Origin of the sequence: Intrasporangium calvum DSM 43043, from assembly GCF_000184685.1 — a bacterium.
Classification (GTDB): Bacteria; Actinomycetota; Actinomycetes; order Actinomycetales; family Dermatophilaceae; genus Intrasporangium; species Intrasporangium calvum.
In genome coordinates, this window is sequence record NC_014830.1 from 2058248 (window position 1) to 2084828 (window position 26581).

General features: G+C 70.1%; 23 protein-coding genes and 1 tRNA gene. 5 read left to right on the plus strand and 19 right to left on the minus strand.

Annotated elements, in window-relative coordinates; genetic code table 11:
- Positions 1-2 precede the first annotated feature (2 nt).
- Genes INTCA_RS09255 through INTCA_RS09275 form a run of 5 tightly spaced genes read right to left on the minus strand, consistent with a single transcriptional unit; the run spans position 3 to position 6678 of the window.
- On the minus strand, positions 3-902 hold the full coding sequence (locus tag INTCA_RS09255; protein ID WP_013492654.1) for a hydroxymethylglutaryl-CoA lyase: 900 nt from the start codon (positions 900-902) through the stop codon (positions 3-5).
- On the minus strand, positions 899-1519 hold the full coding sequence (locus INTCA_RS09260) for an isochorismatase family protein (RefSeq protein WP_013492655.1): 621 nt from the start codon (positions 1517-1519) through the stop codon (positions 899-901). Before INTCA_RS09260 ends, INTCA_RS09255 begins: the two co-directional genes overlap by 4 nt.
- The gene (locus tag INTCA_RS09265) at positions 1516-3387 is read right to left on the minus strand and encodes a hydantoinase B/oxoprolinase family protein (protein ID WP_013492656.1); all 1872 of its coding nucleotides are present in this window, start codon (positions 3385-3387) and stop codon (positions 1516-1518) included. The genes INTCA_RS09260 and INTCA_RS09265 overlap by 4 nt, the downstream gene beginning before the upstream one ends.
- 3 nt (positions 3388-3390) lie before the next feature.
- A complete protein-coding gene (locus tag INTCA_RS09270) occupies positions 3391-5466 on the minus strand; it encodes a hydantoinase/oxoprolinase family protein (RefSeq protein WP_013492657.1) in 2076 nt (691 codons plus the stop codon).
- A gap of 9 nt (positions 5467-5475) precedes the next feature.
- Positions 5476-6678, minus strand: a complete 1203-nt coding sequence (locus tag INTCA_RS09275) for a CaiB/BaiF CoA transferase family protein (RefSeq protein ID WP_013492658.1) — start codon at positions 6676-6678, stop codon at positions 5476-5478.
- A 156-nt stretch (positions 6679-6834) separates the two neighbouring features.
- Here INTCA_RS09275 and INTCA_RS09280 point away from each other — a divergent pair, with 156 nt between their 5' ends.
- On the plus strand, positions 6835-7512 hold the full coding sequence (locus tag INTCA_RS09280) for a GntR family transcriptional regulator (protein ID WP_013492659.1): 678 nt from the start codon (positions 6835-6837) through the stop codon (positions 7510-7512).
- Between the two features lie 491 nt (positions 7513-8003).
- On the opposite strand, the gene INTCA_RS09285 is transcribed toward INTCA_RS09280, so the two are convergent.
- From INTCA_RS09285 to ald, 11 genes are all read right to left on the minus strand, one after another.
- Positions 8004-8077: transfer RNA gene (locus INTCA_RS09285), tRNA-Pro, on the minus strand.
- Between the two features lie 140 nt (positions 8078-8217).
- Complete coding sequence (gene der / locus INTCA_RS09290; protein WP_013492660.1) at positions 8218-9702, minus strand: ribosome biogenesis GTPase Der; 1485 nt, start codon at positions 9700-9702, stop codon at positions 8218-8220.
- Between the two features lie 72 nt (positions 9703-9774).
- Positions 9775-10440 carry a lysophospholipid acyltransferase family protein gene (locus tag INTCA_RS09295; RefSeq protein ID WP_013492661.1) on the minus strand — a complete coding sequence of 222 codons (666 nt, stop codon included), beginning with the start codon at positions 10438-10440 and terminating at the stop codon, positions 9775-9777.
- Positions 10437-11171: a (d)CMP kinase gene (gene cmk, locus INTCA_RS09300; protein ID WP_013492662.1), complete on the minus strand. Its 735-nt coding sequence runs from the start codon at positions 11169-11171 to the stop codon at positions 10437-10439. The genes INTCA_RS09295 and cmk overlap by 4 nt, the downstream gene beginning before the upstream one ends.
- Positions 11172-11301: 130 nt before the next feature.
- Positions 11302-12390: a prephenate dehydrogenase gene (locus INTCA_RS09305; RefSeq protein WP_013492663.1), complete on the minus strand. Its 1089-nt coding sequence runs from the start codon at positions 12388-12390 to the stop codon at positions 11302-11304.
- A gap of 4 nt (positions 12391-12394) precedes the next feature.
- The gene (locus INTCA_RS09310) at positions 12395-13399 is read right to left on the minus strand and encodes a pseudouridine synthase (protein WP_013492664.1); all 1005 of its coding nucleotides are present in this window, start codon (positions 13397-13399) and stop codon (positions 12395-12397) included.
- Positions 13396-14085 carry an SMC-Scp complex subunit ScpB gene (gene scpB / locus INTCA_RS09315; RefSeq protein WP_199921683.1) on the minus strand — a complete coding sequence of 230 codons (690 nt, stop codon included), beginning with the start codon at positions 14083-14085 and terminating at the stop codon, positions 13396-13398. Before scpB ends, INTCA_RS09310 begins: the two co-directional genes overlap by 4 nt.
- Complete coding sequence (locus tag INTCA_RS09320; RefSeq protein ID WP_013492666.1) at positions 14078-15049, minus strand: segregation and condensation protein A; 972 nt, start codon at positions 15047-15049, stop codon at positions 14078-14080. The genes scpB and INTCA_RS09320 overlap by 8 nt, the downstream gene beginning before the upstream one ends.
- 13 nt (positions 15050-15062) lie before the next feature.
- Positions 15063-16046 (minus strand): ParA family protein, encoded by a 984-nt coding sequence (locus INTCA_RS09325; protein ID WP_013492667.1) that lies wholly within the window; start codon positions 16044-16046, stop codon positions 15063-15065.
- 75 nt (positions 16047-16121) lie between these two features.
- The gene (gene xerD, locus INTCA_RS09330; protein WP_013492668.1) at positions 16122-17057 is read right to left on the minus strand and encodes a site-specific tyrosine recombinase XerD; all 936 of its coding nucleotides are present in this window, start codon (positions 17055-17057) and stop codon (positions 16122-16124) included.
- A gap of 74 nt (positions 17058-17131) precedes the next feature.
- On the minus strand, positions 17132-18247 hold the full coding sequence (ald, locus tag INTCA_RS09335; RefSeq protein WP_013492669.1) for an alanine dehydrogenase: 1116 nt from the start codon (positions 18245-18247) through the stop codon (positions 17132-17134).
- 159 nt (positions 18248-18406) lie between these two features.
- Between ald and INTCA_RS09340 the strand changes: the two genes are divergently transcribed.
- Positions 18407-18703 carry a hypothetical protein gene (locus INTCA_RS09340; RefSeq protein WP_013492670.1) on the plus strand — a complete coding sequence of 99 codons (297 nt, stop codon included), beginning with the start codon at positions 18407-18409 and terminating at the stop codon, positions 18701-18703.
- Positions 18704-18785: 82 nt separating this feature from the next.
- Positions 18786-19397, plus strand: coding sequence for a hypothetical protein (locus INTCA_RS09345; protein ID WP_013492671.1), 612 nt, complete (start codon positions 18786-18788; stop codon positions 19395-19397).
- Between the two features lie 20 nt (positions 19398-19417).
- Here INTCA_RS09345 and hisS read toward each other — a convergent pair whose 3' ends face one another.
- Both hisS and INTCA_RS09355 read right to left on the minus strand, forming a co-directional pair.
- Entirely contained in the window at positions 19418-20776 is a 1359-nt protein-coding gene (gene hisS / locus INTCA_RS09350) for a histidine--tRNA ligase (protein ID WP_013492672.1), read from the minus strand.
- A complete protein-coding gene (locus INTCA_RS09355; protein ID WP_013492673.1) occupies positions 20773-21474 on the minus strand; it encodes an MBL fold metallo-hydrolase in 702 nt (233 codons plus the stop codon). Before INTCA_RS09355 ends, hisS begins: the two co-directional genes overlap by 4 nt.
- Before the next feature lie 180 nt (positions 21475-21654).
- Here INTCA_RS09355 and INTCA_RS09360 point away from each other — a divergent pair, with 180 nt between their 5' ends.
- Together INTCA_RS09360 and INTCA_RS09365 are read left to right on the plus strand one after the other, a co-directional pair.
- Positions 21655-22503 carry a peptidylprolyl isomerase gene (locus INTCA_RS09360; RefSeq protein WP_013492674.1) on the plus strand — a complete coding sequence of 283 codons (849 nt, stop codon included), beginning with the start codon at positions 21655-21657 and terminating at the stop codon, positions 22501-22503.
- A gap of 393 nt (positions 22504-22896) precedes the next feature.
- Positions 22897-24126, plus strand: a complete 1230-nt coding sequence (locus tag INTCA_RS09365) for a DUF349 domain-containing protein (protein ID WP_244859813.1) — start codon at positions 22897-22899, stop codon at positions 24124-24126.
- 166 nt (positions 24127-24292) lie between these two features.
- Here INTCA_RS09365 and INTCA_RS09370 read toward each other — a convergent pair whose 3' ends face one another.
- The gene (locus tag INTCA_RS09370) at positions 24293-26575 is read right to left on the minus strand and encodes a RelA/SpoT family protein (protein ID WP_013492677.1); all 2283 of its coding nucleotides are present in this window, start codon (positions 26573-26575) and stop codon (positions 24293-24295) included.
- Positions 26576-26581 lie beyond the last annotated feature (6 nt).

Sequence of the window (26581 nt, forward strand, 5' to 3'; positions counted from 1 at the left end):
AGTCAGCCCGGAAAGCTGCCGGCTCGCAGCAAGGCCCCTGGTAGTGGTCGTCCCAACCGGTGTTCCAGCCACGCAGCCGTCGCCGTGACCGAGGCCAGGTCGAGGCCATGGGTGACACCCATCCGGTCGAAGAGGTAGACCAGGTCCTCGGTGGCGACGTTGCCGGTCGCGTTGGGGGCGAACGGGCACCCGCCGGCGCCTCCGATGCTCGCGTCGAGGGTGCGGACGCCGGCCTCGACGGCGGCGACCGCGTTGGCGACGCCGGTGTGTCGGGTGTCGTGAAGGTGCAGGCGCAGCGGCATGTCCGGGCCGGCCAACCCTCGAGCGAGCCCCAGGCGAGCCTTCACGTCGGTCGGCACGGCGACCCCGATGGTGTCAGCGAGGGCCAGTTCGTCCGGTCCCGCGTCGACGACTCGCTGGACGACCTCGCGGAGTCGGTCGGTCGTCACCTCGCCCTCGAAGGGGCAGCCGAACGACGCGCCGACCGTGATCGTCGAGAAGACCCCGGCCGCGCGCGCCTCCTCCACGAGGGCGGCGGCCGTGTCGCAGGCCTCGGCCGTGCTCATCCCCTGGTTCCGTTGGCAGAAGGTGTCCGTCGCGACCACGACGACGTCGATCTCGTCGACGTTGCCGGCCAGTGCACGGTCGAGGCCACGGCGGTTCATGACGAGCCCGGCGTACTTCAGACCCTCACGACGCGGCAGTGCCGCCATCACGTCGTCCGCGTCGGCCATCTGCGGCACGCGCGACGGGTTCACGAAGCTGGTCACCTCGATCCGCCGCGCGCCGGCGCCCACGGCCCGCTCGACGAGCTCGATCTTGTCCTCGGTGGACAGAATCGTCTTCTCGTTCTGCAGGCCGTCACGGGGAGAGACCTCGAGGATCTCGACCTCGGCGTTCACCGCTCCTGCTCCAGGTAGGTCACCGCTGTCCTCTCGTCGACAACCTCGGCGTACTTCGCCTGGAGGTCGAACAGGTTCGCATCATGCGTCTCCGGCGTCCGGTCGCCGACCGCGTCTCGCACGACGAGCGGGAGGAAGCCGTGTTGCACGGCGTCCACGCCGGACGCGCGGACGCAGCCGCTGGTGCTCACGCCCACGATTACGACCGTGTCGGCACCTCGGGCGACCAGCGTCGAGGCGAGGGAGGTGCCGAAGAACGCGCTGGCGTACTGCTTGGTGACCACCAGCTCATCCTCGACGGGGGCCACCTCTGGCATCAACTCGCTCATCGGGCCGCCACCGAACAGGTGCTTGAGCGCGGGCACCTTGCGGACGAAGACGCCCCCGTCACGGCCGTCGGGGGCGTACGCCACCCGCGTGTGGATCACGGGCACGCCGTTGTTCCGGGCGGCGGCCAGCACCCGTGCCGCCGACGCGAGGCAGTCTCGCGACGGCAGGCACAGGGGGCTGGCCGGGTCGAAATACGCGCGCATGAGGTCGATCGCCAGCACCGCCGGGCGCCTTCCTGGACGGAGCGTGCCGGCGAAGCCCGCGTCGAAGTTCGGCACCTCGGTCATCGTGCGATCGGTGGCTTCGGCGCGGGCAGCCCGGTCTCCTCCTCGCACCGGGCCAGGATCTCCGCCAGCGGCGGGCCCATGTTGAAGGTCGGCAGTGGGTCGGGACGCCCGTCCTTGAGTTCGTCGCGCAGCTGCCCCGTTGCGTCGACGTCGACCTGGCCCTGCTCGTCGCACACGACGCCGTACCGGCGCGCGCCCTCGACGGTCACCAGCCCGCGTCGTACCTCCAGGCCGACGAGCTCGGGGTCACGTGCGAGCGGGTCGCCCCACCCGCCGCCGCCCCAGGTGACGAAGTGGAGCAAGTCGCCGACGTTGACCGGGAAGTCGTGGATCTTGCTGGGCAGCACATGGCTGGTGCCGTCCGCTCGCTCGACCCACTTCCTGCCCCGGGCGCCCGGCTCGCCGCCGTTGACACCCCAGGGGTAGGTGAGCCAGCGGTCGTCGTGGATCGCGATCGTGCCCGGCTCGAGGAAGCGGTAGGCGACGTCGACGCCGTTGCCGCCCCGGTGCACCCCCGCACCGCCGGTGTCCGCGACGGTCTCCCAGCGCTCGATACGCAGCGGGTAGTAGGACTCCAGGTACTCGCATGGGATGTTCACGAAGGACGGCCACAGCGAGTGCCCGTCCGGACCGTCGCCGATCGGCCGGCCGGGGATGCCGCCGAAGCCGATCGAGTACAGCTGGAACCATTCGCCCTTGCGGTCGCCGGAGCTGTAGTTGCCGGAGTACATGAAGTGCGGCGATGACGAGAAGCCCGCGGCGTTGAGCAGGTCCGGGTTGGTCTGGCCGAGCAGCCCGCCGAACAGGTCGAAGACCCTGCCGATCCCGTGGTTGCGGGCGTTGAGCGCGGCCGGGTACTTCGGCTTCCAGAACGACTCCTCGGGGATCTCCACGTCCACCAGCGGGTAGAACCCGTCGTTCCACAGGATCTGCGGGTCGGCGACGGTGATCATGTAGATCCCGAAGAACATCCGGACCAGGTTCTCGTTGATGAAGTAGTTGATCGGCCCCTGCGCCTGTGGACTGCTGCCGGTGAAGTCCAGCAGGACCTTGTCGCCGGTTCGGGTGAGACTCAGCTTGAGCTCGTAGGGGCCGTAGCCGACGCCGTCGTCGCAGATGTAGTCGGTGAACGAGAGCGTCTTGCCCTCCTCGAACACCATCGCGAGCAGCGTCTTCATCGCCCGGTAGTTGCGGTCGAGCAGCGCGTCGAGCGCCGAGGTGTAGGTGTCCACGCCGAAGCGCGCGCACATCTCCTGCACCCGTCGCGAGGCCGTGCGACATGCGGCCACGATGCCGTTGAGGTCGGCCCGGTTCCAGTCGGGCTTTCGGACCTGGTTGAGGATGATCCGCAGCGCGTCGTCGTCCAGGACACCCTTCTTGTAGAGCTTGAAGGGTGGGATGATCACGCCCTCCTCGAAGATCGTCTTCGCGTCGGTCGGCATCGAGGCGGGGCTCTTGCCGCCGACGTCGGACATGTGCCCGAACATCGACGACCAGCCGACGATGCGCCCCTCGAAGTAGATCGGCATGACGACCAGCCAGTCGTTCGCGTGGCTGATCGCCGCTCCGCACGAGTACGGGTCGGAGGTGAGGAGGACGTCCCCCTCCTCGATGTCGCCCTCGAAGTTCTCCAGGAAGTCGGGGATCGACAGGCCGAACTGGCCGACGACCATCTTTCCCTCCGGGTCCCCGATCAGCGGGAACTCGTCGTGCTGCTCGCGGATACCCGGCGACAGCGCGGTCCGGAAGAGCACCTCGTCCATCTCGTAGCGGGCGTTGCGAAGCGCGTTCTCGACCAGGTCCAACGTCACCACGTCGACGTCGACGGTGCGCAGGGGCTCGGTCGCGGTCTCGATGAGGTGTGCCATGGCTCAGTGCTCCGTGTTCGAGTCGAGGGGACGGATGAGGAGGCTGCCGCCCGGGTGCACCGTCGCGGAATGCCCGGGAAGGATCAGTGTGGTGGAGTCCATCTCCGTGACGATGGCGGGACCGCGCACGACGTTGCCGGCCTTGAGCTGGGCGCGATCGTAGACGTTGGCCTCCACCTCGCCGCCATCGACCCAGATCGGGTGCGTGGTCCGCAGCGAAGCCGCCGGGTCCTCGTCACCCTTCTCGAGCTCGATCGACGTCACGTCCGGGCGCGGGCCGTTGGCCGTGGCCCGGACCGTGACGAGCTCGTGCTCGGCGTCGAGGACGAACGAGAACAGCTGGTTGTGCTCGGCGTCGAACGCTTTGCGCAGGCTCTCGATACCGCCGCCGCTGCCGTCGAAGGCATCGATGTCGATTGTCACCGGGATCTCAAAGCCCTGGCCGTGGTAGCGCAGGTCGGCGGAGTAGACCATCCGCTGCTGGTCCTCGGGAACGCCTTCACTGGTGAGCGTCGCCTTCGCGTCGTCGGCGAGCTCGGTGAGGATCTCCTTGAGCGAGTCGTCGTCGAGCTCGCTGAACCGTCGCACCAGCGTGCGGACTGCCTCGTCACGCATCACGGTGGTGGCGTCGCCGTACGCATTGAGCACGCCGGGTGACGGCGGGATGATCACGGGCCAAGCCCCGGTGAGCTTCCCCAGCGCGTTGGCGTGCAGCGGGCCGGCGCCCCCGAACGCGACGAGTGCGAAGTCGCGCGGGTCGAAGCCCTGCTGCACCGAGACCAGGCGCAGCGCGCCAAGCATGTTCTCGTTGACGATGTCGATGATCCCGGCGGCCGCGGCCTCCACCGACTCCAGGCCCGTGGCGTCGGCGATCGACTTGACCGCCGCGTGCGCCGCGTCGCGGTCGAGGGTGATCTCGCCACCCGCGAGCTGCGTGGGCAGGTAGCCGAGGACGACGTTGGCGTCGGTGACCGTCGGCTCGGTGCCGCCCGCAGCGTACGACGCGGGTCCCGGGGCTGCACCTGCGGACTGCGGCCCGACGCGAAGCGCCTGGGTCAGCTGGGGGACGTGCGCGATCGATCCACCGCCGGCGCCGACGGTGCGCACGTCGACGGAGGTGGCCCTCACCTTGAGGTCGCCGACCGTCGTCTCCCGGCCGATCCGCGGCTTGAGGCCCTGCACCAGCGCCACGTCCGTCGACGTTCCGCCCATGTCGAAGGTGAGGAAGTCGTCGAAGCCTGCCTGTTCGGCGGCCCAGGTCGCCCCGGTCACCCCGCCGGCAGGTCCGGACATGAGCATGTTGACCGGGTGCGCGGCCGCCACGCCCGCGGAGACCAGGCCGCCGTCGCTGCGAAGGATGCACAGCTTGCCGTGGATCCCGGCGGTGGTCAGCTTGGAGTCCAAGTTGGCGACGTAGCGCGCCACGTGAGGCTGCACGGCTGCGTTGACGACGGTGGTGATCGTGCGTTCGTACTCCCGCAGCTCGGGAAGCACCGAGGATGAGAGGGACACCGGGATGTCGGGCAGCTCCTCGGCCGCGATCTCCCCGACCCGGCGCTCGTGGTCCGGGTTGGCGTAGGCGTTGATGAGGCTGATGCTCAAGGCCTCGATGCCCTGCTGCGACAGGTGACGCAGCTTGGCGCGGACGTCGTCCTCGTCGAGCTCGGTGACGACCGACCCGTCGGCGGCAATGCGTCCCCGGACCTCTACGGTGTCCTCGAGCGCGGCCAGCGGCTCGGGCTTGGGCCAGATGATCCAACCTGCGAGGCCACCCGGAACGAAGGACCGGGCGATCTGCAGCACCTGCCGGAACCCCTCGGTGGTGACGAGTCCAACGCGCGCTCCCTTGCCCTCCAGGATCGCGTTCGTGGCGACAGTCGTGCCGTGGAACACCTCGTCGATGTCCCCGAGCGTGATACCCGCGGTCTCACAGGCACGTTCGATGCCGCGCAGGACGCCGACGGACTGGTCCTCGGGTGTGGAGGAGGTCTTGGCGCGATAGGTCGCGCCGGACTCCTCGTCGATGAGCAGGATGTCGGTGAAGGTGCCACCGACGTCTACGCCCAACCGGTAAGCCATGTTTCCTCCTCAGATGACGCCGGCGGAACGCAGCGCCGACATCGCGTCGTCGTCGAGTCCCAGCAGGCCCTGGTAGATCTCTTCGTTGTGCTCACCGAGCTCGGGGCCCACATGACGGACCCGCCCCGGGGTGTCGGAGAGCTTCGGCGCCACGTTGTGCATGGCGAACTCCCCCAGATCGGGGTGGGCGAGCTTGACGATCGCCTCCCGCGCTGCGAAGTGCGGGTCGGCGAACATGTCCTTCGCGCGGAAGATCCGCCCGGCGGGGACCCCGTCGCCATGGAGCAGCTCGAGCAGGTCGTCGGCTTTGATGGTCGAGCTCCACTCGGCGATCGTGCCGTCGAGCTCCTCCATGTACTGGCCGCGCGCACTGTGGGTCGCGTAGCGCTGGTCCGTCGCCAGGTCCGGCCGCCCCATCACCTCGGCCAGGCGACGGAAGACTGTGTCCTGGTTGGCCGCGATGAGCACCATCTCCCCGTCCGCGGTCGGGTACACGTTGCTCGGCGAGACGTTCGGCAGCGTCGTGCCCGTGCGCTCGCGCTGGTAGCCGGCGATCTGCCATTCGGGCAGCAGCGACTCCATCATCGCGAGCACCGCCTCGTAGATCGCGGAGTCGACGATCTGCCCGCGGCCTGTCCGTCCGCGCTGGTGCAGCGCGACGAGGGTGCCCAGCGCGGCGAACGTGGCCGCGAGGGAGTCGCCCAGCGAGATCCCGGCCCGGGCAGGGGCCCGGTCCGGGTCTCCTGTCACGTACCGGATACCACCCATGGCCTCGCCGATCGAGCCGTAGCCGGCCCGTGAGGCGTACGGGCCGGTCTGGCCGAACCCGGTGACCCGCGTGACGATGAGGCCGGGGTTGATCTCCCAGAGCCGTGCGGGCGACAGCCCCCAACGCTCGAGGGTGCCGGGGCGGAAGTTCTCGATCAGGACGTCGGCCTGGGCGATGATGCGGCGGACCAGATCCTGGCCATCCTCGGTGCGGAGGTTGGCGGTCACCGACTTCTTGTTGCGGGCCACGACGGGCCACCACAACGACTTGCCGTAGGGCTTCTCCCTGCCCCACTGCCGCATAGGGTCACCGGTTGCGGGGTCCTCCACCTTGATCACCTCGGCACCGAAGTCGCCCAGCAGCTGTCCGCAGAAGGGTCCCGCCAGCAACTGGCCGAGCTCCACAACGCGAACGTCGTCCAACGGCAGTGGGGTGGTGTCCATGAGTTCCCTTCAACTTCGGATTTGCATACCAAATCGTGCGGTCATCGTGATCCACGCAACAGCGTTGCCGCGAACTTAGGCTTGGAAGGCGAAACTGTCAATGACTTGACCAAGGGATTGCATACAACTTTTCCTATTGCTAGGTTTGCCCACACCATGAGCGATTCGCCACCCGCGGTCGAGCACGACCCCAGCCACGCGTCGGACCACGCGTATCGGCTGATCCGCGCGCAGATCCTCTCCGGCGAGAGACAGGGTGGGGACTGGCTACGCGAGGGTGACCTGGCCGAGTCGGTCGGAGTCAGCCGCACACCGGTGCGGGAGGCACTGCGACGGCTCACCGCCGAAGGCCTGGTGAGCTACGAGCGCAACCGCGGGGTGCAGGTAGCCGCCTGGACCGCCGAGGACCTCAACGAGATCTTCAGCCTCCGCTCCCTGCTCGAGCCGTGGGCCTGCCGATTGGCGGCGACGGCGGCGACGGTGGACCTCGACGAGCTGGACCGCTTGGCGCACGACATGGACGCTGCGGCCAGGGGCTCTGTCGCGGACGTCGACCGGATCACCGAGCTGAACAACCGCTTCCACCGACTGATCCTCGAGGGCTCGAACAACCGGCGGCTCGGCAGCGTCGTCTCGTCGGTGGTGCAGGTCCCGCTCGTGTGGCAGACCTTCTCCCATTACAGCGACACAGACCTGCGCCGCAGTCTCGCGCACCACCACGAGCTCGTCTCTGCGCTCGCCGCAGCCGACGGGGACTGGGCAGAGTCCGTGATGCGAAGCCACGTCAGGGCGGCGTGGAACTCGCTGCACACCGAGGACGACTCCAAGAGCTGATCCCGCTCCTGCGTTGTTTCACCCGACCGGCCGCGACGGTCACCCGGCTTGGCGACGAGCCCTACGGCGGCGCGCTCAGCCCAGCCCGATGGGGACGCCCGCTGCGTTCGTGTACGACCTGCACGAGGACAGGCTGTGAAGGAGAGGCTCTGGCACTCCTCGGAGCAGCCGGCGTGCGTCCGTACGATCGGATCACCCTCCCGAGGGGGGAAGCGGTGATGTTGTGATGGGTGGAGCGCGAACAGGGACAGGGCAGACGGTCGTCGTTCTTGGCGGAGGCGTCGGCGGGGTGGTCGTCGCCAAAAGTCACCAGGCCGCTCGAATCGAGGCGAGGAGCGTCCGCGTCACTGTGCCCCACCACTCGGGCGGTTCCTGCGCAGTCACCGTTGCCCTTTCCCACATCAGATCGCCGTTGCTGTCACGGTTGCTGTCAACCAAGCAGAAAGGCGGCCCCGGACTTCTCCGGGACCGCCTCTGATGCGGATTCAACGTCGGGCTGACAGGATTTGAACCTGCGACCCCTTGACCCCCAGTCAAGTGCGCTACCAAGCTGCGCCACAGCCCGCTGCCCCGTGGGGCGAACGAAACCTTAGCGCACGACCGTCCTCTGGTCCGAATCGGGGTCGGAGGGTCGAGGTCTCGAGCGCGTCGTGCCCGCCAGCCCCGCGCGCCCGAACTCTGACCCGGGCGAGCTGCCGGAACGGGTCAGCGACGACGCTTCTCGCGAACCCGGACAGAGACCTCGATCGGGGTGCCCTCGAAGCCGAACTGCTCACGCAGTCGACGCTCCAGGAAGCGCCGGTAGCCGGCCTCGATGAAACCGGACGCGAAGATGACGAAACGTGGGGGTCGCGTCGCGGCCTGCGTCGCGAAGAGGATCCGGGGCTGCTTCCCACCGCGAACCGGGTGCGGGTGGCCCGCGACGACCTCGCCGAGGAAGGCGTTGAGGCGGCCCGTCGGGATGCGGGTGTCCCAAGACTCCAGCGCCTTCTCCAGCGCCGGCACGAGACGGTCGAGGTGACGGCCGGTCTTGGCGGAGATGTTGACCCGGGCCGCCCAGGGCACCTGGACGAGCTCCTTCTCGATCTCGCGCTCGAGGTAGTAGCGCCGCTCCTCGTCGAGGGTGTCCCACTTGTTGTAGGCGACGACGAGCGCCCTGCCCGCGTCGATGACCTGCTGGACGACCCGGACGTCCTGTTCGGCGATGGGCTCCTCGGCGTCGATGAGCACGACCGCGACCTCGGCCTTCTCGAGGGCGGTCTGAGTGCGCAGGGACGCGTAGAAGTCAGCGCCGCGGGTCTGGTGGACCCTCCGGCGGATGCCGGCCGTGTCGACGAAACGCCACGTCGTGCCGGCGAGCTCGATCAGCTCGTCAACCGGGTCCCGCGTCGTGCCGGCGACGCTGTCGACGACGACCCGTTCGGATCCGGCGAGCTTGTTGAGCAGGCTCGACTTGCCCACGTTGGGACGGCCGACGAGGGCCACGCGACGAGGTCCGCCCTGGGCGTACGCCCCGTGGGCGGACACCTGCGGCAGCACCTCGAGGACGGCGTCGAGGGCGTCACCGCTCCCCCGGCCGTGCAGGGCGGACACCGGCCAGGGCTGGCCGAGCCCGAGGTTCCACAGCGCCGCCGCGTCAGCCTCGCCACGCTGGTCGTCGACCTTGTTGGCGATGAGGACGACGGGCTTTCCGGACCGGCGGAGCAGCCGCACGACGGACTCGTCGTCGTCGGTGGCTCCCACCGTGGCGTCGACGACGAACATGACGACGTCGGCGAGGTCGATGGCGATCTCGGCCTGCTCGGCGACTCGGAGGTGGATCCCGGTGACGTCCGACTCCCACCCGCCGGTGTCGACGACGGTGAAGCGGCGCCCGGCCCACTCCCCCTCGTAGGACACGCGGTCTCGGGTGACCCCGGGCACGTCCTCGACGACCGCCTCGCGGCGGCGCAGGATGCGGTTGACGAGGCTCGACTTGCCGACATTGGGTCGGCCGATCACTGCGACGACCGGCAGCGGCCCGCGCTCGGCGGCACCGGCGAGCAGCTCGTCCTGGGTCTCCAGGAGGGCTTGGTCCTCGGGGCTCAGCTCGAAGTCGTCCAGGCCGGCCCGGAGCGCTCGCTCGACCGAACGGTCGTCCGCCGAGATCGGGGCGCCCTCGTCCACGGGGCGGGCGGTCTCGTCAGTCACGGTGTCCTCGAATCAGTGGTGCGGGGGTCGGTGGCGCGCCCCGAGCTCGGGCCCTGACGGGCCCCGACACGGTCAGGACGACGTCCCATTGTCCACCCGCGCGCGACGAACATGCGACGCGAGCGCCTCCTGGAGGCTGCGGCTGGCGCGACGTAGCCGCTCACGGCCCGGTACAGCGAGGTCCGGCTGCAGGGTGAACGGCTCACCGAAGTCCACTGTGAGCACAGACCGAGGTCCGGGCCAGTCGTCAGCGGTGCCGCCCCGAACCCGCGTGCCCAGCACGGCGACGGGCACGATCGGAGCTCCGGAGCGCAGGGCGATCCAGGCGGCCCCCCGGCTGACGTCGTCGACGTCCCCGGCTCGTCGGGTGCCCTCGGGAAAGATGCCGACGGCATCACCGCGTTCGAGCACGGCGAGAGCGGTCGAGAGTGCCACCCGGTCACCGGTCGTGCGGTCGATGGGGATCTGGCCGACAGTGCGCACGACGAACCCGAGAGGACCGGCGAAGGCCTCCTGCTTGACCAGGAAGGTCACGGGCCGCGGGGCGAGGGAGAAGACCAGGGGCCCGTCCAGGAAGGCGGCGTGGTTGGCGGCGAGGATGACCGGACCCGAGGCGGGCACGTTCCCCGGGTGTACGGCCACGCCGCGGTAGATCGTGCGGAAGATGACCTGGCCGACCTTGCGGCCGCCAGCCGCCCGCCGTCGGTCCGGGGCGAGAACCGCCGGCCCGGGACTCATGCGCGCGCGGCGGCGACGATGTGGAGGACGGCGCGAACCGAGCCGTCGAAGTCGAGCTCGGACGTGTCGACCGTCGTGACCCCGTCGGCCGCCACGGTGAACACCGAGACGGTCGAGTCGAGTCGGTCACGGTCGACGATCTGCGCGCGCGTCGCACTCACCGAGGTCTCGTCGGCGTCGCCGTGCAGCTCCCTTGACCGTCGCGCCAGGCGGGCTTCCTCCGAGGCCGTGAGAAGGATGCGCACCGACGCGTCCGGTGCCACCACCGTCGTGATGTCGCGTCCCTCGACGACGACCCCGCCCCGCGCCGCGCCGGCCTTCGAGATGAGCTGCCGCTGCAGGAGACGGAGCAGCTCGCGCACCGGGATCACCGTGGCGACCTTGGACACCGAGGTCGAGATGCGGGTCTCACGGATGGCTTCGGCCACGTCCGCGCCCCCGACCAGCACGTGCGGCGCGTCGGGGTCGGTGCCGATGTCGAGCGGGAAGTCCTCGGCAGCCGCAGCGACCGCTGCGGGGTCGTCCAGGTCGACGTGGCGGTCGAGGCACCACCAGGTGAGCGCCCGGTACATCGCGCCCGTGTCGAGGTAGGCATACCCGAGCGTCCTGGCCACCTGCTTCGACACGCTCGACTTGCCCGACCCCGACGGCCCGTCGATGGCGACGACGAACCCGGAGAGGGGGTGGTCGGTGGGTTCGGACACGGCGGAGCTGACCGGGGTTTGCGGCATGGGCGGCAGCCTAGTGGCCCGACGAGGTCGTCCCGCCCAGCCCGCCGACCCGGAACCCGGTCGTATGCCGCTGAGCCGGCTCAGCGGCATACGACCGGGTGGGGTGCGTGGTCGGGCAGGTGGCGACGCCTCAGTCGTGCAGCCGCCAACCGAGCCCGGTGAGGGTCTCGGCGAGCGGCTCCGCGGAGGCGGGGACGACGGAGATGTAGGCGACGCCGAACGGCTGGCCGAGTCCGTGCTCGAGGTGCATGTCCTCGAGGTTGATCCCCGCGTCCCCCATGTCGGTGAGCAGCCGAGCCAAGGATCCGGGCACGTCGGGGACGAGGACCGAGACCACGGCGTACGCGGTGGGGGCCGCCCCGTGCTTGCCGGGGATCCGCGCCTGCCCGAGGTTGCCCGCCTCGAGGAGACGGCTCAACGTGCCCAAGGCACCCTCTGCCTCACCGGCGCTGAGGGAGGCGAGCGCGTCGACGACCTCGTCGAGCTGCGCCCGGACGTTGACGAGCACCTCCCGGACCGCGGCGGCGTTGCCGGCGAGGATCTGGGTCCACAGCCGCGAGTCGCTCGCGGCGATGCGCGTCACGTCACGCAGGCCCTGCCCGGCCAGGCCGACGGCCGGCTCGGGGAGGTCGCGAAGGCACGCGGCGACGACGCTCGCGGCGACCTGCGGCACGTGGGACACGGCGGCGACCGCCTCGTCGTGCTCGCGGGCCGGCATGACCCGGACGGCTGACCCGACGACCACGGCGATCTCGCGAACCGCCCGGACCGCCTCCTCGCTGGACTGTGCGTGGGGCACGATGACCCAGGCCCGCCCGTCGAACAGGTCCCGTCGCGCTGCCGCGGCGCCGGATCGCTCCCGCCCCGCCATGGGGTGCGAGCCGACGTAGCGAGCGGCGTCGAGACCCGATGCGAGCACGGAGTCGAGGATCGTCTGTTTGACGGAGGCCACATCGGTGACAACCGCCGTCGGCCAGCGGCGGAGGGAGTCGACGACGACGGCGCCGACCACGTCCGGTGGCGCCGCGACGACGACGAGCTGGGGGTCGTCCCCCGGCGCGAGCTGCGTCGCCAACATGCCGGCGCCCAGGTCGCGCGCGAGCCGACACGCGGTCGGCGACGGGTCGTCGAGGGAGACGCGGAACCCGGCCGCGGTGAGCGCCATCCCGAGGCTCGCACCGATCAGACCGGTGCCGACGATGCGGACGTGGCTGGTCACGCCGTCACAGACCTGCAGCTTGGTAGAGCGCGCCGATCTCGGCCTTGTTGAGTCGGCGCATCCGCCCCGAGCGCAGGTCGCCCAGGCGGATCGGGCCGACCTCCGTCCGGACCAGCTCGAGCACGGGGTGCCCCACCAACTCGAGCATCCGCCGCACGACGTGCTTGCGGCCCTCGTGGAGCACGACCTCGATGAGGGCCTTGCCGGGCTGCGAGTCGACCACCTTGAAGGAGTCGACCGTCACCGGCCCGTCCTCCAGCTCGACGCCTTCGCGCAGCTGCTTGCCGACGTCCCTGCCGACCGGCCCGCGCACCGTGGCCAGGTAGGTCTTGAGCACGCCATAGGCCGGGTGCTGGAGGCGGTGGGCCAGGTCACCGTCGTTGGTCAGCAGCAGGAGCCCCTCGGTGTCGGCGTCGAGCCGCCCGACGTGGAAGAGCCGCTGCTCGCGGTTGCCCACGTAGTCGGCCAGGCTGATCCGACCGAGCTCGTCGTGCATCGTCGTGACGACGCCCTTGGGCTTGTTGAAGGCGAGGTAGACCCGTTCCTCGTCGAGGTTGACGCGCACCCCGTCGACGTGGACCACCTGGGACTGCGGGTTGATGCGAACGCCGAGCTCGGTGATGACCTGCCCGTCCACCTCGACCCGGCCCTGCTCGATGAGGTTCTCGCAGACCCTGCGTGAGCCCACCCCCGCGGCCGCCATCAGCTTCTGCAGGCGGACGCCGTCTGGATCGTGGACGTCCACCGACGGAGCGGTTTCGCGGCTGGGCAGGCGGGTGGGCTGGCTCGGTTTCGTCGAACCGGCGAAACGGGGCCCGGCAGTCCGTTTTCCGCCGCCGCTCGAGGTGCGTCCCGAGGAGCCCCCCGAGCCCTTCGGGGCAGCACCGCGCGTGCCCTTCGGGGCGCCGCCCGTGCCCTTCGCGGCGCCGCCCCGCGTGCCCTTCGGGGCGCCGCCCGGCGCCGAACCACGGTTGCGTGGTTGGCGTGGGGACCTGCTGTGCTCGCTCATGAGTGACCTTCCTCGATCAGCTCGTCGATGACATCTGCATCGGGTAGGTAGGGGGCCAGCGGCGGCAGCTCATCCAGGGAGGACAGGCCCATCCGCTGGAGGAAGTAGGTCGTCGTCCGGTAGAGGATCGCCCCGCTCTCCCCGGTGTCCTCGACCTCCTCGATCAGGCCCCGGGACAGCAGGGTGCGGACGACGCCGTCGACGTTGACCCCTCGGACCGCGCTGACCCTCGACCTCGACACCGGCTGGCGGTAGGCGATCACGGCGAGCGTCTCGAGGGACGCCTGGGTCATCTTGGCCTGTTGGCCATCGAGAATGAACTTCTCGACCACCGGAGCGTAGTCGGGCCGGCTGTACATGCGCCAGCCACCGGCGACGTTGCGCAGGGTGAACCCGCGCTGGGCGGCGGCGTAGTCCTCCTCGAGGGCAACCAGATGCCCGCGAACGTCCTCCACGGGCAGCTCGAGGGCCGACGCGAGGTCCATCTCGGTCACCGGCTCCTCCACCACCATCAGGACCGCCTCGAGGGCTGACCGGGCACCGCCCGGGAAGTCGTTGATGTCGAAGGCGATCTGCTCGTCGCCGAGGCTCGCCAGGTCCTCCCCCACGTCCGCACCCACGTCCGCACCCGCTTCCGTCTGCGTCCCCATCTGAGCAGCCGGGGCCGCTTGGTCCTGCTCACTCATCGTCCGCTCCGTCATCTCGGTTGTCAGCCCCATCCCCGCCGCTGTCCGGCACGCCGTCCGGCACGCTGTCCGGGCTGCTGTCCGGGCTGCTGCCCGCGTCGGTGTCCTCGTCGAACTCGTCGTCGATCGCCACGTCGCCCTCCTCGCTCCCCGTCCAACGGATGTCGAGCTCACCGAGTGCCTCGGCCTGCTCGAAGGCGATGACGGCCTCCTTGAAGAGCTCGAGGAGGGCGAGGAAGCGCGCGACGATCACGAGGGTGCTGTCCGCGTCAGCGACGAGGCTGCGGAAGGAGACCTGGCCGCGGGATCGGAGCCGCGACACGATGATCGACGCCTGCTCCCGGACGCTGACCTGCGGCGCGTGCAGGTGGTCGAGCCCCACCGTCGGAGGCTCCTTCGGGATCATCGCCCGCGCGGCGATCATGGCCAGCTGGTCGGGAGTCACGGTCATGATCAGCTCGGGCAGCAGACTGGCGAAGCGCGACTCGAGGCCGGCCTGCCGCGCGGTGATCCGGCCCGCCGTGGCCATCCGTTCCCGGATCGTCTGCGCGATCTGCTTGTAGGCGCGGTACTGCAGGAGGCGGGCGAAGAGCAGGTCGCGCGCCTCGATGAGTGCGAGGTCCTCGTCGTCCTGCGGACCGGACTGGGGCAGGAGACGGGCTGCCTTGAGGTCGAGCAGCGTCGCGGCGATGAGGAGGAACTCGGAGGCCTGGCTGAGGTCCCAGTCGTTGTCGATGGCCTGCGCCGCCTTGATGTGCGCGATGAACTCGTCCGTGACGGTGGCGAGGGAGACCTCGGTGATGTCGAGCTTGTGCTTGCTGATCAGTCCGAGGAGCAGGTCGAAGGGGCCGGAGAAGACGTCGAGGTGCACCTCGAACGGGGTGGCGGCGCGTCGGGTGATGATGCCGCCGGGAACGGCGTGTTCCTCGACCGGGTGGCGGTCGAGCGGGTCGGGCTCGGACATCGTCCCCGCCGGCTCAGGCGGCGCCGCCCCGGGCGATGAGCTCCCGGGCGAGCTGCCGGTAGGCGGCGGCCCCGGAGTGGTCGGAGGAGTAGGACGTGATCGGCTCCGCGGCGAGCGTGGCGTCCGGGAACTTCACGGTGCGGCTGATGACCGTGTGGAAGACCTGTTCGCCGAAGTGGTTGACGACAGACGAGACGACCTCCCTGCTGTGCAGGGTGCGTGCGTCGTACATCGTGGCCAGGATCCCGTCGACCTGCAGCCGCGGGTTGAGGCGGTCCGTGATCTTGTCGATGGTGTCGATGAGGAGCGCGACTCCGCGCATCGCGAAGTACTCGCACTCGAGGGGGATGATCACCCCGTGGGCCGCGGTGAGGGCGTTGACGGTGAGCAGCCCGAGCGAGGGCTGGCAGTCGATGAGGATGAGGTCGTAGTCGTCGAGCACGGGACGCAGGACCCGGGCGAGGACCTGCTCCCGGGCCACCTCGCCGACGAGCTGCACCTCGGCGGCCGACAGATCGATGTTGGCCGGCACGAGGTCGAGGTTGGCCGTCTGGGTGGGGAGGATGACGTCGCGCACGTCATGGCCGTGTTCGACGAGCAGGTTGTAGATCGTGACGTCGAGCTCCTGGGCGTTGACCCCGACCCCGACGGACAGGGCTCCTTGGGGGTCGAAGTCCACGACGAGGACCTTGCGGCCCAGCTCGGCGAGCGCGGCGCCCAGGTTGATGGTGGTCGTCGTCTTGCCGACGCCGCCCTTCTGGTTGCACATCGCGATGATGCGGGCCGGCCCGTGGCTGCTCAGGGACGGCGGCTCGGGGAAGTCCGGCAGCGGTCGTCCCGTGGGTCCGAGCTCCCGGCCAGCGGCGGGCGGCGCACCGGGGCGGTGGTTGGCGGAGCCGGGACCACGGTCGACTGGGACGGTGCCGTCCGAACCCCTCGTAGCTCCGGCACGGTCGACCCGCTCGTCCTGCATGGTCTCGTGTGACTCGTCGTTCACCGGGTGTTCCACTCCGCTCGGTTGTGCCCTCGGCCGCGCGCTCGGTCAGCTTCTCGCTGATCAGTTGCGACCATATCAGCGTGCACGCGGGTGAGCCCCGGCATAGACCTCCCGCAACCGGTGTGGCGAGACCAAGGTGTAGATCTGGGTCGTCGTCACCGAGGCGTGCCCGAGCAGCTCCTGGACGACGCGGACGTCCGCGCCGCCGTCTAGCAGGTGGGTGGCGAACGAGTGACGCAGCGTGTGCGGGGACACGTGCTCGGTGAGGCCGGCCCGCTCGGCGGCGCGCTGCACCACCGACCAGGCGCTCTGCCGCGACAGCCGACGACCCCGCTGGTTGAGGAACAGGGCCGGCCCACCTTGACCGCGCTGCGCCAGCGCGGGGCGGCCGCGCACGAGATAGGCGTCGACCGCCTCGACGGCGAACCGCCCGACGGGGACGATCCGCTCCTTGCTGCCCTTGCCGAGCAGGCGGACGAGTCCCACCTCCCCGGCCACTCCGGTGTCCAGGTCGTCGACATCGAGGTCGATGGCCTCGCTGATCCGGGCCCCGACACCGTAGAGCACCTCGAGCAGGGCACGGTCCCGCAGCGACTCCGGCGTGTCGCCGACGGAGGAGGCGGCCAGGAGGCGCTCCACCGCCTCGATGGGGATGGCCTTCGGCAGGCGGCTGGGCGGCGTCGGCGGGGCGACGTTGCCGGCGGGGTCCCCTGCCACCTCGCCCTCGAGCGCCAGGAAGCGGTGGAAGCCACGGACCGCCACGAGCGTCCTGGCCGCGGAGGACGCCGCCAGGCCGCGCTCGCGCAGCGAGGCCAGGAAGTCGGTGACGTCGCGCTCCGACACCGCGGCGGCACGCTCGATCCCCCGGTGGTGGAGGTGCTCGCGGTACTTGCGCAGGTCCCTCTCGTAGGACTTGAGGGTGTTGTCCGAGGCGCCCTTCTCGATCCGGACGTGGTCGAGCCAGCCGCGGACCTCCCGGTCGAGCTGGGTGGTCCGCGGCTTGGGCGCCACGGGTGACGCTCCAAGTGGCCCGGGCGGCTCAGACCCGGTGAGTTCGTCGGGCATGTCGGAGGAGGCCGACCGGGTCAGGACAGCGCCTCGTCGAGCGTGATCGAGGACATCCCGTGCGCCTCCGCGACCGGGGCGTAGGTCACGGCTCCGTCGTGCGTGTTGAGACCGAGCCCGAGGGCGTGGTCCGCGCGGAGGGCGTCCCGCCAGCCCCGGTTCGCCAGCTCGACGGCGTAGGGCAGGGTGACGTTGGTCAGCGCGTAGGTGCTCGTGTGGGGAACGGCGCCGGGCATGTTCGCGACGCAGTAGAAGACCGAGTCGTGCACCGTGTAGGTCGGGTCGTCGTGCGTCGTCGGCCTCGAGTCCTCGAAGCACCCTCCCTGGTCGATGGCGATGTCGACGAGGACCGAGCCGGGCTTCATCCGGGAGACCTGCTCGTTGGTGACCAGGCGCGGGGCCCGGGCGCCCGGGACGAGGACGGCGCCGATGACCATGTCGGCGTCGGAGATGGCCCGCTCGATCTCGTAGGCGTTGGAGGCGACCGTCTGGCAGTGGCCCTGGTAGACGAAGTCGGCGTGCCGCAGGCGGGTGATGTCCCGGTCGAGCAGGAGCACCTCGGCCTGCATCCCCAGGGCGATCGCCGCGGCGTTCATCCCGGACACGCCGGCGCCGATGACGACGACCTTGGCGGCGTAGACCCCGGACACACCTCCCATGAGCACGCCGCGCCCACCTTGGGCGCGCATCAGCGCGTGGGCGCCGACCTGTGGGGCGAGCCGTCCGGCCACCTCCGACATGGGGGCGAGCAGCGGCAGGCTGTGGTCGGGCAGCTCGACGGTCTCGTAGGCGATGCCGGTCACCTTGCGCGCGACGAGCTCCTCGGTCAGCGCCTTGTCAGCGGCGAGGTGGAGGTAGGTGAACAGGGCCTGCCCCTCCCGCATTCGCGGGTACTCCTGCGCGACGGGCTCCTTCACCTTGAGGATGAGGTCCGCCGTGCCCCAGACGTCGTCTGCCGTGTCGAGGATGGTCGCCCCGGCTGCCTCGTAGTCCTCGTTGAGGATCGACGAGCCGCGCCCGGCATCGCGCTCCACGAAGACGTCGTGGCCGTTGCGGACGAGCTCGTGCACGCCCGAGGGGGTGATGGCCACGCGGTACTCGTGGTTCTTCACCTCGCGTGGAATGCCAACCTTCATGTGGGGTCTGATCCTTCCGATCACGGGGTGGCCGCGGCCTCCTTGCCGCTGCCCAGCCGACGGGTCACATCGGCGCGTTCCCACTGTAGTCACGTGAAAGTCAGGCGAGACGCGGACCTGTCGCTCACGTGCTGCCGCGGGATGTGCCATCGTGCAGCCATGAACCCGCCAGCCCTCCCGCCGGCCCCTCACTGGCGTCCGACGACCATCGGCGCCCTGGTCGCCGGCGGGATGATCGTCCTGTCCTTCCTCGTCGGGGCGACGCTGGGGCACGGTGGCTTCCCGGCCCTGCTCGTCGTGGGCCTGCCCAGTGTGCTGGGTGCGGTCGTGGCGTTCAGCCGGCCTCCGCTGCGCCCTTACGCCGCAGGTTTCCTCGTCGCGTGGTTCGCGACCTTGGTCATCGTCGTCGTCGCCTACGTGGTCCTGGTCGCGGCCCTCTCCGAGCCGGGCGCCTGAGACACCCCATGCCGTATGCCGCTGGGCTCGCTGTCGCCCCCACGTGCAGTCCCGCTCCCCCCGCCTTCCGAGGAGGTCGTCGATGAAGCTCTATGCAGACACCACCGCCCGACGGACCCGGCAGCTCCTGTCGGACGTTCTCGCCCTCGCCTGGGTCGCGGCCTGGCTCTGGGTCGGTCGCCAGGTGCACGACACCATCCTCCAGCTCCGCGCTCCCGCGGACTCGCTGACGAGCGCCGGCGACTCGGTGCACGGTGCACTCACGGGGGCCGGCGACCAGGCTGGTCGCCTCCCCGTCGTGGGCGACGACCTCGAGACCTGGCTCGACCGGGCCGCCGGCTCGGGCACGACGTTGCGCAACGCGGGCGCCGAGATGGCCGCCACCGTCGAGAACGTCGCGAACTGGCTCGGCGTGCTCACCGCGCTCTTCCCCATCCTCACCGTGGGCGGCCTCTGGCTGTGGGTGCGAGTGCGTTTCGTCCGGCGCGCCACCACGGCTCAGCGCTTCATCGACTCGGCAGACGACCTCGACCTGTTCGCGCTCCGTGCGCTCGCCAACCAGCCGGTGACGGCCCTGGCGCGCATCACGCCCGATCCTGCGGGCGCGTGGCGTCGCCGGGACCCGGAGGCCATCCGCGCCCTGGCCGTCCTGGAGCTGCGGGACCAGGGCCTGCGCCCGCCATCCGGCCACTGATCCGGCCGGTGGCCGCGCGGTCAGTCCGCGCGTGCGACCCTTGGGACCAGGTCCTCCCCCGGCGGGAGCCACGCGTCGGCCCCGGCGGGCACCTGCTCGCCGGTGCGGATGTCCTTGACCTCGTCGCCGGACTCTCCCGCACCGGGGAACCACACGTAAGGGATCCCACGGCGCTCTGCGTAGCGGATCTGCTTGCCGAACCGCGCTGCCGCCGGGGCGACCTCGCACGACACTCCCCTCGCGCGGAGTGCGGCCGCGACCGCCACGGAGCGGTCGCGCGACTCGTCGTCGGTCAGGGCGACGAGGACTGCGGCCGGGGTGGAGCGGGAGGCCGTGACCAGCCCCTGTCCGACGAGCAGCCCGAGGATGCGCGAGACCCCGATGGAGATGCCGACCCCCGGGTACGTGTTTCGGCCATCGGAGGCCAGGGCGTCGTAGCGACCACCCGAGCAGAACGACCCCCACTCCTCGTGGCCGATGAACTGGGTCTCGTAGACCGTGCCGGTGTAGTAGTCGAGGCCGCGGGCGATCCGCAGGTCGGCCACGACCTTCCCCGGTGCGTGCGCCATGGCGGTCCGGATGACGGTGCTCAGGGACTCGAGCCCCTCGTCGAGGAGCGGGTGCGTGACGCCCAGCTCGCGGACCCGGTCGACGAAGCCGAGGTCCTCCGTGCGGATGGCGGCCAGCGCGAGACAGAGGTCGGCCTGCTGGGGCGTGGCGCCGGACTCGACGAGCAGCTCGGCAACCTTGGTCGGCCCGATCTTGTCGAGCTTGTCGACGATCCGCAGCGTCGTCGGCACGTCGGTCAGACCGATCCCCTGGTAGAAGCCGTTGGGGATCTTCCGGTTGTTGACCTGGATGACGAAGTCGCCGACGGGGAACCTGCTGAACACGTCGGCGATGACGAGGGGCATCTCCGCCTCGAAGTGCGGTGACAGCTGCCCGACGTCGACGACGTCGATGTCCGCCTGCGTGAACTCGCGGTAGCGGCCCTCCTGGGGGCGCTCCCCACGCCAGGCCTTCTGGATCTGGTAGCGGCGGAACGGGAAGGAGAGCTTTCCGGCGTTCTCGAGGACATAGCGCGCAAAGGGCACGGTCAGATCGAAGTGCAGTCCCCACTTCGCTCCCTCGGCCTCGTCGCCGGCGAGCCGGGAGACGCCGTAGATCTCCTTGTCCGTGTCTCCGCCCTTGCCGAGCAGCCGGTCGACCGGCTCGATGGCGCGCGTCTCGATGGAGGAGAAGCCGTGCAGCTCGAACGTCTCCCGGATGACGTCGAGAAAGCGCTGCTCGACGATCCGCTCGGCGGGAAGGTACTCGGGGAAGCCGCTGATCGGGGTGACCTTGGTCGCGGACGCCGTGGCGGGCTGCGGGTTGCTCACGCGGGCAAGTCTCTCAGGTAGGGGTTGGTGGCGCGTTCGTGGGCCATCGTCGTGGCGTGGTAGTGCCCAGGCAGCACGAGGGTGGTGTCCGACAGGGGCAGGACGACGTCCCGGAGGCTGCGCACCATCGCCTCGGGGTCTCCCCCGGGCAGGTCCGTCCGGCCGATCGAGCCGGCGAAGAGCACGTCACCACTCACGACCGTCCGGTCCACGTCGACCTGGTCGGTGATCCCGTCCGGCACACCGTCTGTCAGGAACATCACGGAGCCCTCGGTGTGCCCCGGGGCGTGCAGGACCTCGACGTCGAGCCCGGCGAGCCTCAGGTGCGCCCGGTCGCGGATCTCGACGACGTTGTTCGGCTCGGCCCAGGTGGCCCGCGCGCCGAACTGCTGCTCCAGCATCGCGACGAGGCCTGCGTTGCTCTGCCCCAGCGGGTCGACGAGCCGGTACCGGTCGTCGGCGTGGATGTAGGCGGCCGTGTCCGCACCACAGACTGGCGTGACCGACCACACGTGGTCGACGTGCCCGTGGGTCAGCAGTACTGCGGCCGGCCGGAGCCGATGCGTCGTCAGGACCTCCCGGAGGGTCTCCTCGACGCCGATTCCCGGGTCGACGATGACGCACTCCTCGCCGGCGGCCGGGGCGAGGACGTAGCAGTTCGTGTCGAACGCGAGCGCAGGGAAGGCGATGGTCAGCACGCTGGGAGCCTAACGGCGCCACGAAAGCCGGCCCAGCGGCATACGGCAGGAGGGGTGGGCTGTGAAAGGGTGGAGGTCGTCACGCAGTCGTGACCCGTTGAGCACGACCAGCGCGACAACGGTCCCTAAAATGACCGAACGCCCGGGGTGATCCCGGCAGATGCCGTCCGAGGAGAGTTTGTGACGAAAGAGCAGGAACGCGCCCGCGCGCGCCGCCGCCACGAAGAAGTGCAGAAGACCCAGAAGCCGGTCGTCGGTGACGCGACCCGCGACAAGCAGGTCTTCGGTGTCATTCTCGCGGTCATCGTCATTCTTGCGGCGGTTCTCGTCGTGCCCCAGCTCATCCCTGACCGGACGGACGCGAACCCGGGCGCTCAAGGGACCAACGCCGCCACGACACCGGCTGACGGCGCCACTGGTGGACTGGTCGCCGGACAGAAGCTCGCCGCCGGGTGCACCGAGCCCCCGGCCCTGCAGGCGGCACCGAAGTCCTTCACTGACCTGCCGGACCAGGCCGCTGCCGCGGGCAAGACGTGGATCGCCACCCTGGACACGACGTGCGGTGACATCACGCTCGAGCTCGACGGCACCAAGGCACCCCAGACCGTCGCCTCCTTCCTGAACCTCGCGAAGGAGGGGTACTGGGCGCCGAGCCCCTGCCACCGGATCACGACGGAGGGCATCTTCGTCCTCCAGTGCGGTGACCCGACCGGCACCGGCTCGGGAGGCCCGGGCTACACCTTCGGAATCGAGAACGCACCCGCCGACGGCACCTACCCCACAGGCTCGCTCGCCATGGCGCGCACCCAGGACCCGAACAGCAACGGCGGGCAGTTCTTCATCACGTACAAGGAGTCCCAGCTGCCCACCGAGGGTGGCGGCTACACGATCTTCGGGAAGGTCACCGAGGGTCTCGACATCGTTGAGAAGATCGCGGCGAACAAAGCGCTCGACCCGAGCCCCGCTGACGGCACCCCGGTGTCGCCGATCAGCATCCTCAGCGTGAAGGTCACGGAGAAGAAGGCATGACGGAAAGCACCCAGCCCGAGCCGACCCCGGCCGAGCCCACCCCAACTGTCGCAGAGACCGATACCACCGAGGTCGAGCCCACAGAAGTCGAGCAGACCGACGAGCCGGTCTCGACCCAGCCCGCCGAGGCCACCGAAGCTGCGGAGCCGGCCGAACCCGCTGCCGTCGACACGGGGATGGAAACGGTCGACGAGCCGGTCTCGACCCAACCCGCCGAGGCCACCGAAGCTGCGGAGCCGGCCGAACCCGCTGCGCCGACTCCGGCTTCGATTCCCAAGCCCAGCGCCATCCCCACGCCCGCTGCCCTCGCCAAGGCGGCACCGCACCCGGTTGGCTCCCCCCGCCGTTCCGGCCATCACCACCGACCACTCCGCGTCCGCGGCCTTTGGTCGCGTGGACGAGAACGGAACGGTGTTCGTGCGCACCAAGGAGGGCGAGAAGGAGGTCGGTTCCTACCCCGGTGCCACCCCGGAAGAGGCCCTGACCTACTTCGCGCGCAAGTATGACGAGCTGTTCGCCTCAGCCGTCCTCCTCGAGCAGCGTCTGTCCCAGCCGGAGGTCCCCTCCAAGGACGTCGCCGAGGCGCTCAAGGTGCTCAACGGCCAGGTGAACGAGGCTGCCGTGGTGGGCGATCTGGAGGCCCTGGCCACCAAGCTCGACGAGATCCAGTCCAACGTCGCGGCCAAGCGGACCGTCGAGCAGCAGCACCGGGCCGAGGCGCGCGTGGCGGCCACCGCGGAACGCGAGCGGCTCGTCGCCGAGGCGGAGTCCATCGCCGACCAGCCCGAGAGCCGGATCCAGTGGAAGCAGAGTGGCGCTCGGATGCGCGAGCTGCTCGACGAGTGGAAGGCGCACCAGCGCTCGGCCACCCGGCTCGACCGCGACACGGAGACGAAGCTGTGGCAGCGCTTCAGCGCCGCGCGCAACCGGTTCGACAAGGCACGGAGGACGCACTTCGCGGGTCTCGACGCGGCCCACGCCGACGCCAAGGGCGCCAAGCAGCGACTGGTCGCGGAGGCGGAGAAGCTCGCGACGAGCACCGACTGGGCTGCCACGGCCAGCGCGTTCAAGCGCCTCATGGATGACTGGCGACGGGCCGGTCGGGCCAGCCGCACCGACGACGATCAGCTGTGGGCTCGCTTCAAGGCTGCCCAGGACTCCTTCTTTGCAGCGAAGGACGCCGTGGTGGCCGCGGAGGAGGAGCAGTACCGCGGCAACCTGGCAGTCAAGGAAGAGCTTCTCGTCGAGGCCGAAGCGCTGTTGCCCGTGACCGACCTCGAGCGGGCCAAGGCGCAGCTGCGCGCGATCCAGGACAAGTGGGACGCCGCCGGCAAGGTGCCCCGGGCCGACATGGACCGGATCGAGAAGGCCATGCGACGGGTCGAGCAGACCGTCCGGGACGCCGAGGAGCGCAAGTGGCGGTCGACGAACCCCGAAGCGGCTGCCCGGGCCCAGGGCATGGTCGAGCAGCTGGAGCGTGCGGTGGCCGACCTCAGGGACGACCTGGCGAAGGCTGAGGCCACGGGCAACGCGGCCAAGGTCAGGAAGGCCAAGGATGCCCTCGAAGCCCGGCAGGCGTGGCTCGACCAGGCCCGCGCCGGCGTTCGCGAGTTCGGCGGATAGCCGATCGAAAGAGCAGTTTGTCCCCCTCTGCGCGCGGCGGACGTCGCGCGGTGGGGGGACGAACTGCTCTTTCGATCGAGAGGGGCGGGACGAACTGCTCTTTCGATCGAGAGGGGCGGGACGAACTGTTCTCTCGACTGTCCCAGCGGGAGAGCGGACGCCGCGGTCACGCCGTCGACTTGCCCCCGTTGACGCGGTAGACGTCGAAGACGCCGTCGATCCGACGGACCGCCTTGATGACGTGCTCCAGGTGGGCTGGGTCACCCATCTCGAAGGTGAACCGCGAGATCGCCACCCGGTCCCGTGAGGTCTGCACGGACGCCGACAGGATGTTGACGTGCTGGTCCGAGAGCACTCGGGTCACGTCGCTGAGCAGCCGGTTGCGGTCGAGCGCCTCGACCTGGAGCTGGACAAGGAAGACGCTGGCCGATGACGGCGCCCACTCCACGTCGATGAGCCGCTCCGGGTTGGCGGTGAGCTGCGAGGCGTTGGTGCAGTCGACCCGGTGCACGGAGACGCCGCTCCCCCGCGTGACGAACCCCAGGATCGGGTCCCCGGGGACCGGGGTGCAGCACTTGGCCAGCTTGACCCACACGTCCGCCGTGCCCACGACGACGACGCCCGGGTCGCCGCCCTGGCGCCTGCGGGAAGAGCGAGTGGGGACGGTGGCCTCGGCCAGGTCCTCGGTGGCGCCCTCGACGCCCCCCATGGACGCGACGATCTTGCCGACGACGTGTTGGGCCGAGACATGCCCCTCCCCGACCGCCGCGTAGAGCGCCTCGATGTCCTGGTAGCGCAGGTCGGTCGCGACCGCCGTCATCGACTCGTGGCTCATCAGCCGCTGGAGCGGCAGGTTCTGCTTGCGCATCGCCTTGGCAATGCTCTCCTTGCCCGCGTCGATGGCCTCCTCGCGGCGCTCCTTGGAGAACCAGGCCTTGATCTTGTTGCGGGCCCGCGCGCTCTTGACGAAGCCGAGCCAGTCCCGGCTCGGGCCGGCGCCGTCAGCCTTGGACGTGAGCACTTCGACGACGTCGCCGTTCTCGAGGGTCGACTCGAGCGGGACGAGACGACCGTTGACCCGCGCGCCGATGCAGTGGTGGCCGACCTCGGTGTGGACGGCGTAGGCGAAGTCGACCGGGGTGCCGCCCACCGGGAGTGCGACGACCGAGCCCTTCGGGGTGAAGACGTAGACCTCGCTCGACCCCATCTCGAACCGCAAGGCGTCGAGGAACTCCCCCGGGTCCTCCGTCTCCCGCTGCCAGTCGAGCAGCTGGCGCAGCCAGGCCATGTCGTTCTGCGGAATGCCGTCACCGGGCTGGGCGGCTCCGCCGACCGTCTGGTCCTTGTACTTCCAGTGCGCGGCCACGCCGTACTCGGCCCGCCGGTGCATTGTGTGCGTGCGAATCTGGATCTCGACCGGCTTGCCCTGCGGACCGATGACCGTCGTGTGCAACGACTGGTACATGTTGAACTTCGGCATCGCGATGTAGTCCTTGAAGCGGCCGGGCACCGGATTCCAGCGCGCGTGCAGCGCGCCGAGCGCCGCGTAGCAGTCGCGGACCGTGTCGACGAGGACTCGCACCGCGACGAGGTCGTAGATGTCCTCGAAGTCGCGGCCGCGGACGATCATCTTCTGGTAGACGGAGTAGTAGTGCTTGGGCCGCCCGGTGACGACCGCCTTGATCTTGGCCGCGGCGAGGTCCTCGGACACCTGCGCCCGCACTCCCGCGAGGTACTCCTCACGCGCCGGTGCGCGCTCGGCGACGAGCCGCACGATCTCGTCGTACACCTTCGGGTAGAGCGTCGCGAAGGACAGGTCCTCGAGCTCCCACTTGATGGTGTTCATCCCGAGCCGGTGCGCGAGCGGGGCGTAGATCTCGAGTGTCTCGTTCGCCTTGCGCTTGGCCGACTCGGCGCTCACGTAGCGCCAGGTCCGGGCGTTGTGGAGGCGGTCGGCGAGCTTGATGACGAGGACGCGGATGTCTCGGGCCATGGCGATGACCATCTTGCGCACCGTCTCGGCCTGGGCCGCCTCGCCATAGGTGACCTTGTCGAGCTTGGTGACCCCGTCGACGAGCATCGCGATCTCGTCACCGAAGTCCCGGCGCAGCTCGTCGAGGCCGTACGACGTGTCCTCGACGGTGTCGTGGAGCAGCGCCGCGGCCAACGTGGGGGGTGTCATCCCCAGCTCGGCGAGGATGGTGGTCACGGCGAGCGGGTGGGTGATGTACGCGTCACCGCTCTTGCGCATCTGGCCCTCGTGGGCCCTCTCTGCGACCGCGTAGGCCCGCTCGATGACCGACAGGTCAGCCTTGGGGTGGTTCTGTCGAACCGCCGTCATCAGCGGCTCGAGGACCGGGTTCCCGGAGGGCCGGCTCGCCCCGAACCGGGCAAAGCGAGCCCGCACCCGCGATGGGGCACTCAGCTCGCTCCGGACCTCCTCGCTCATGAACCG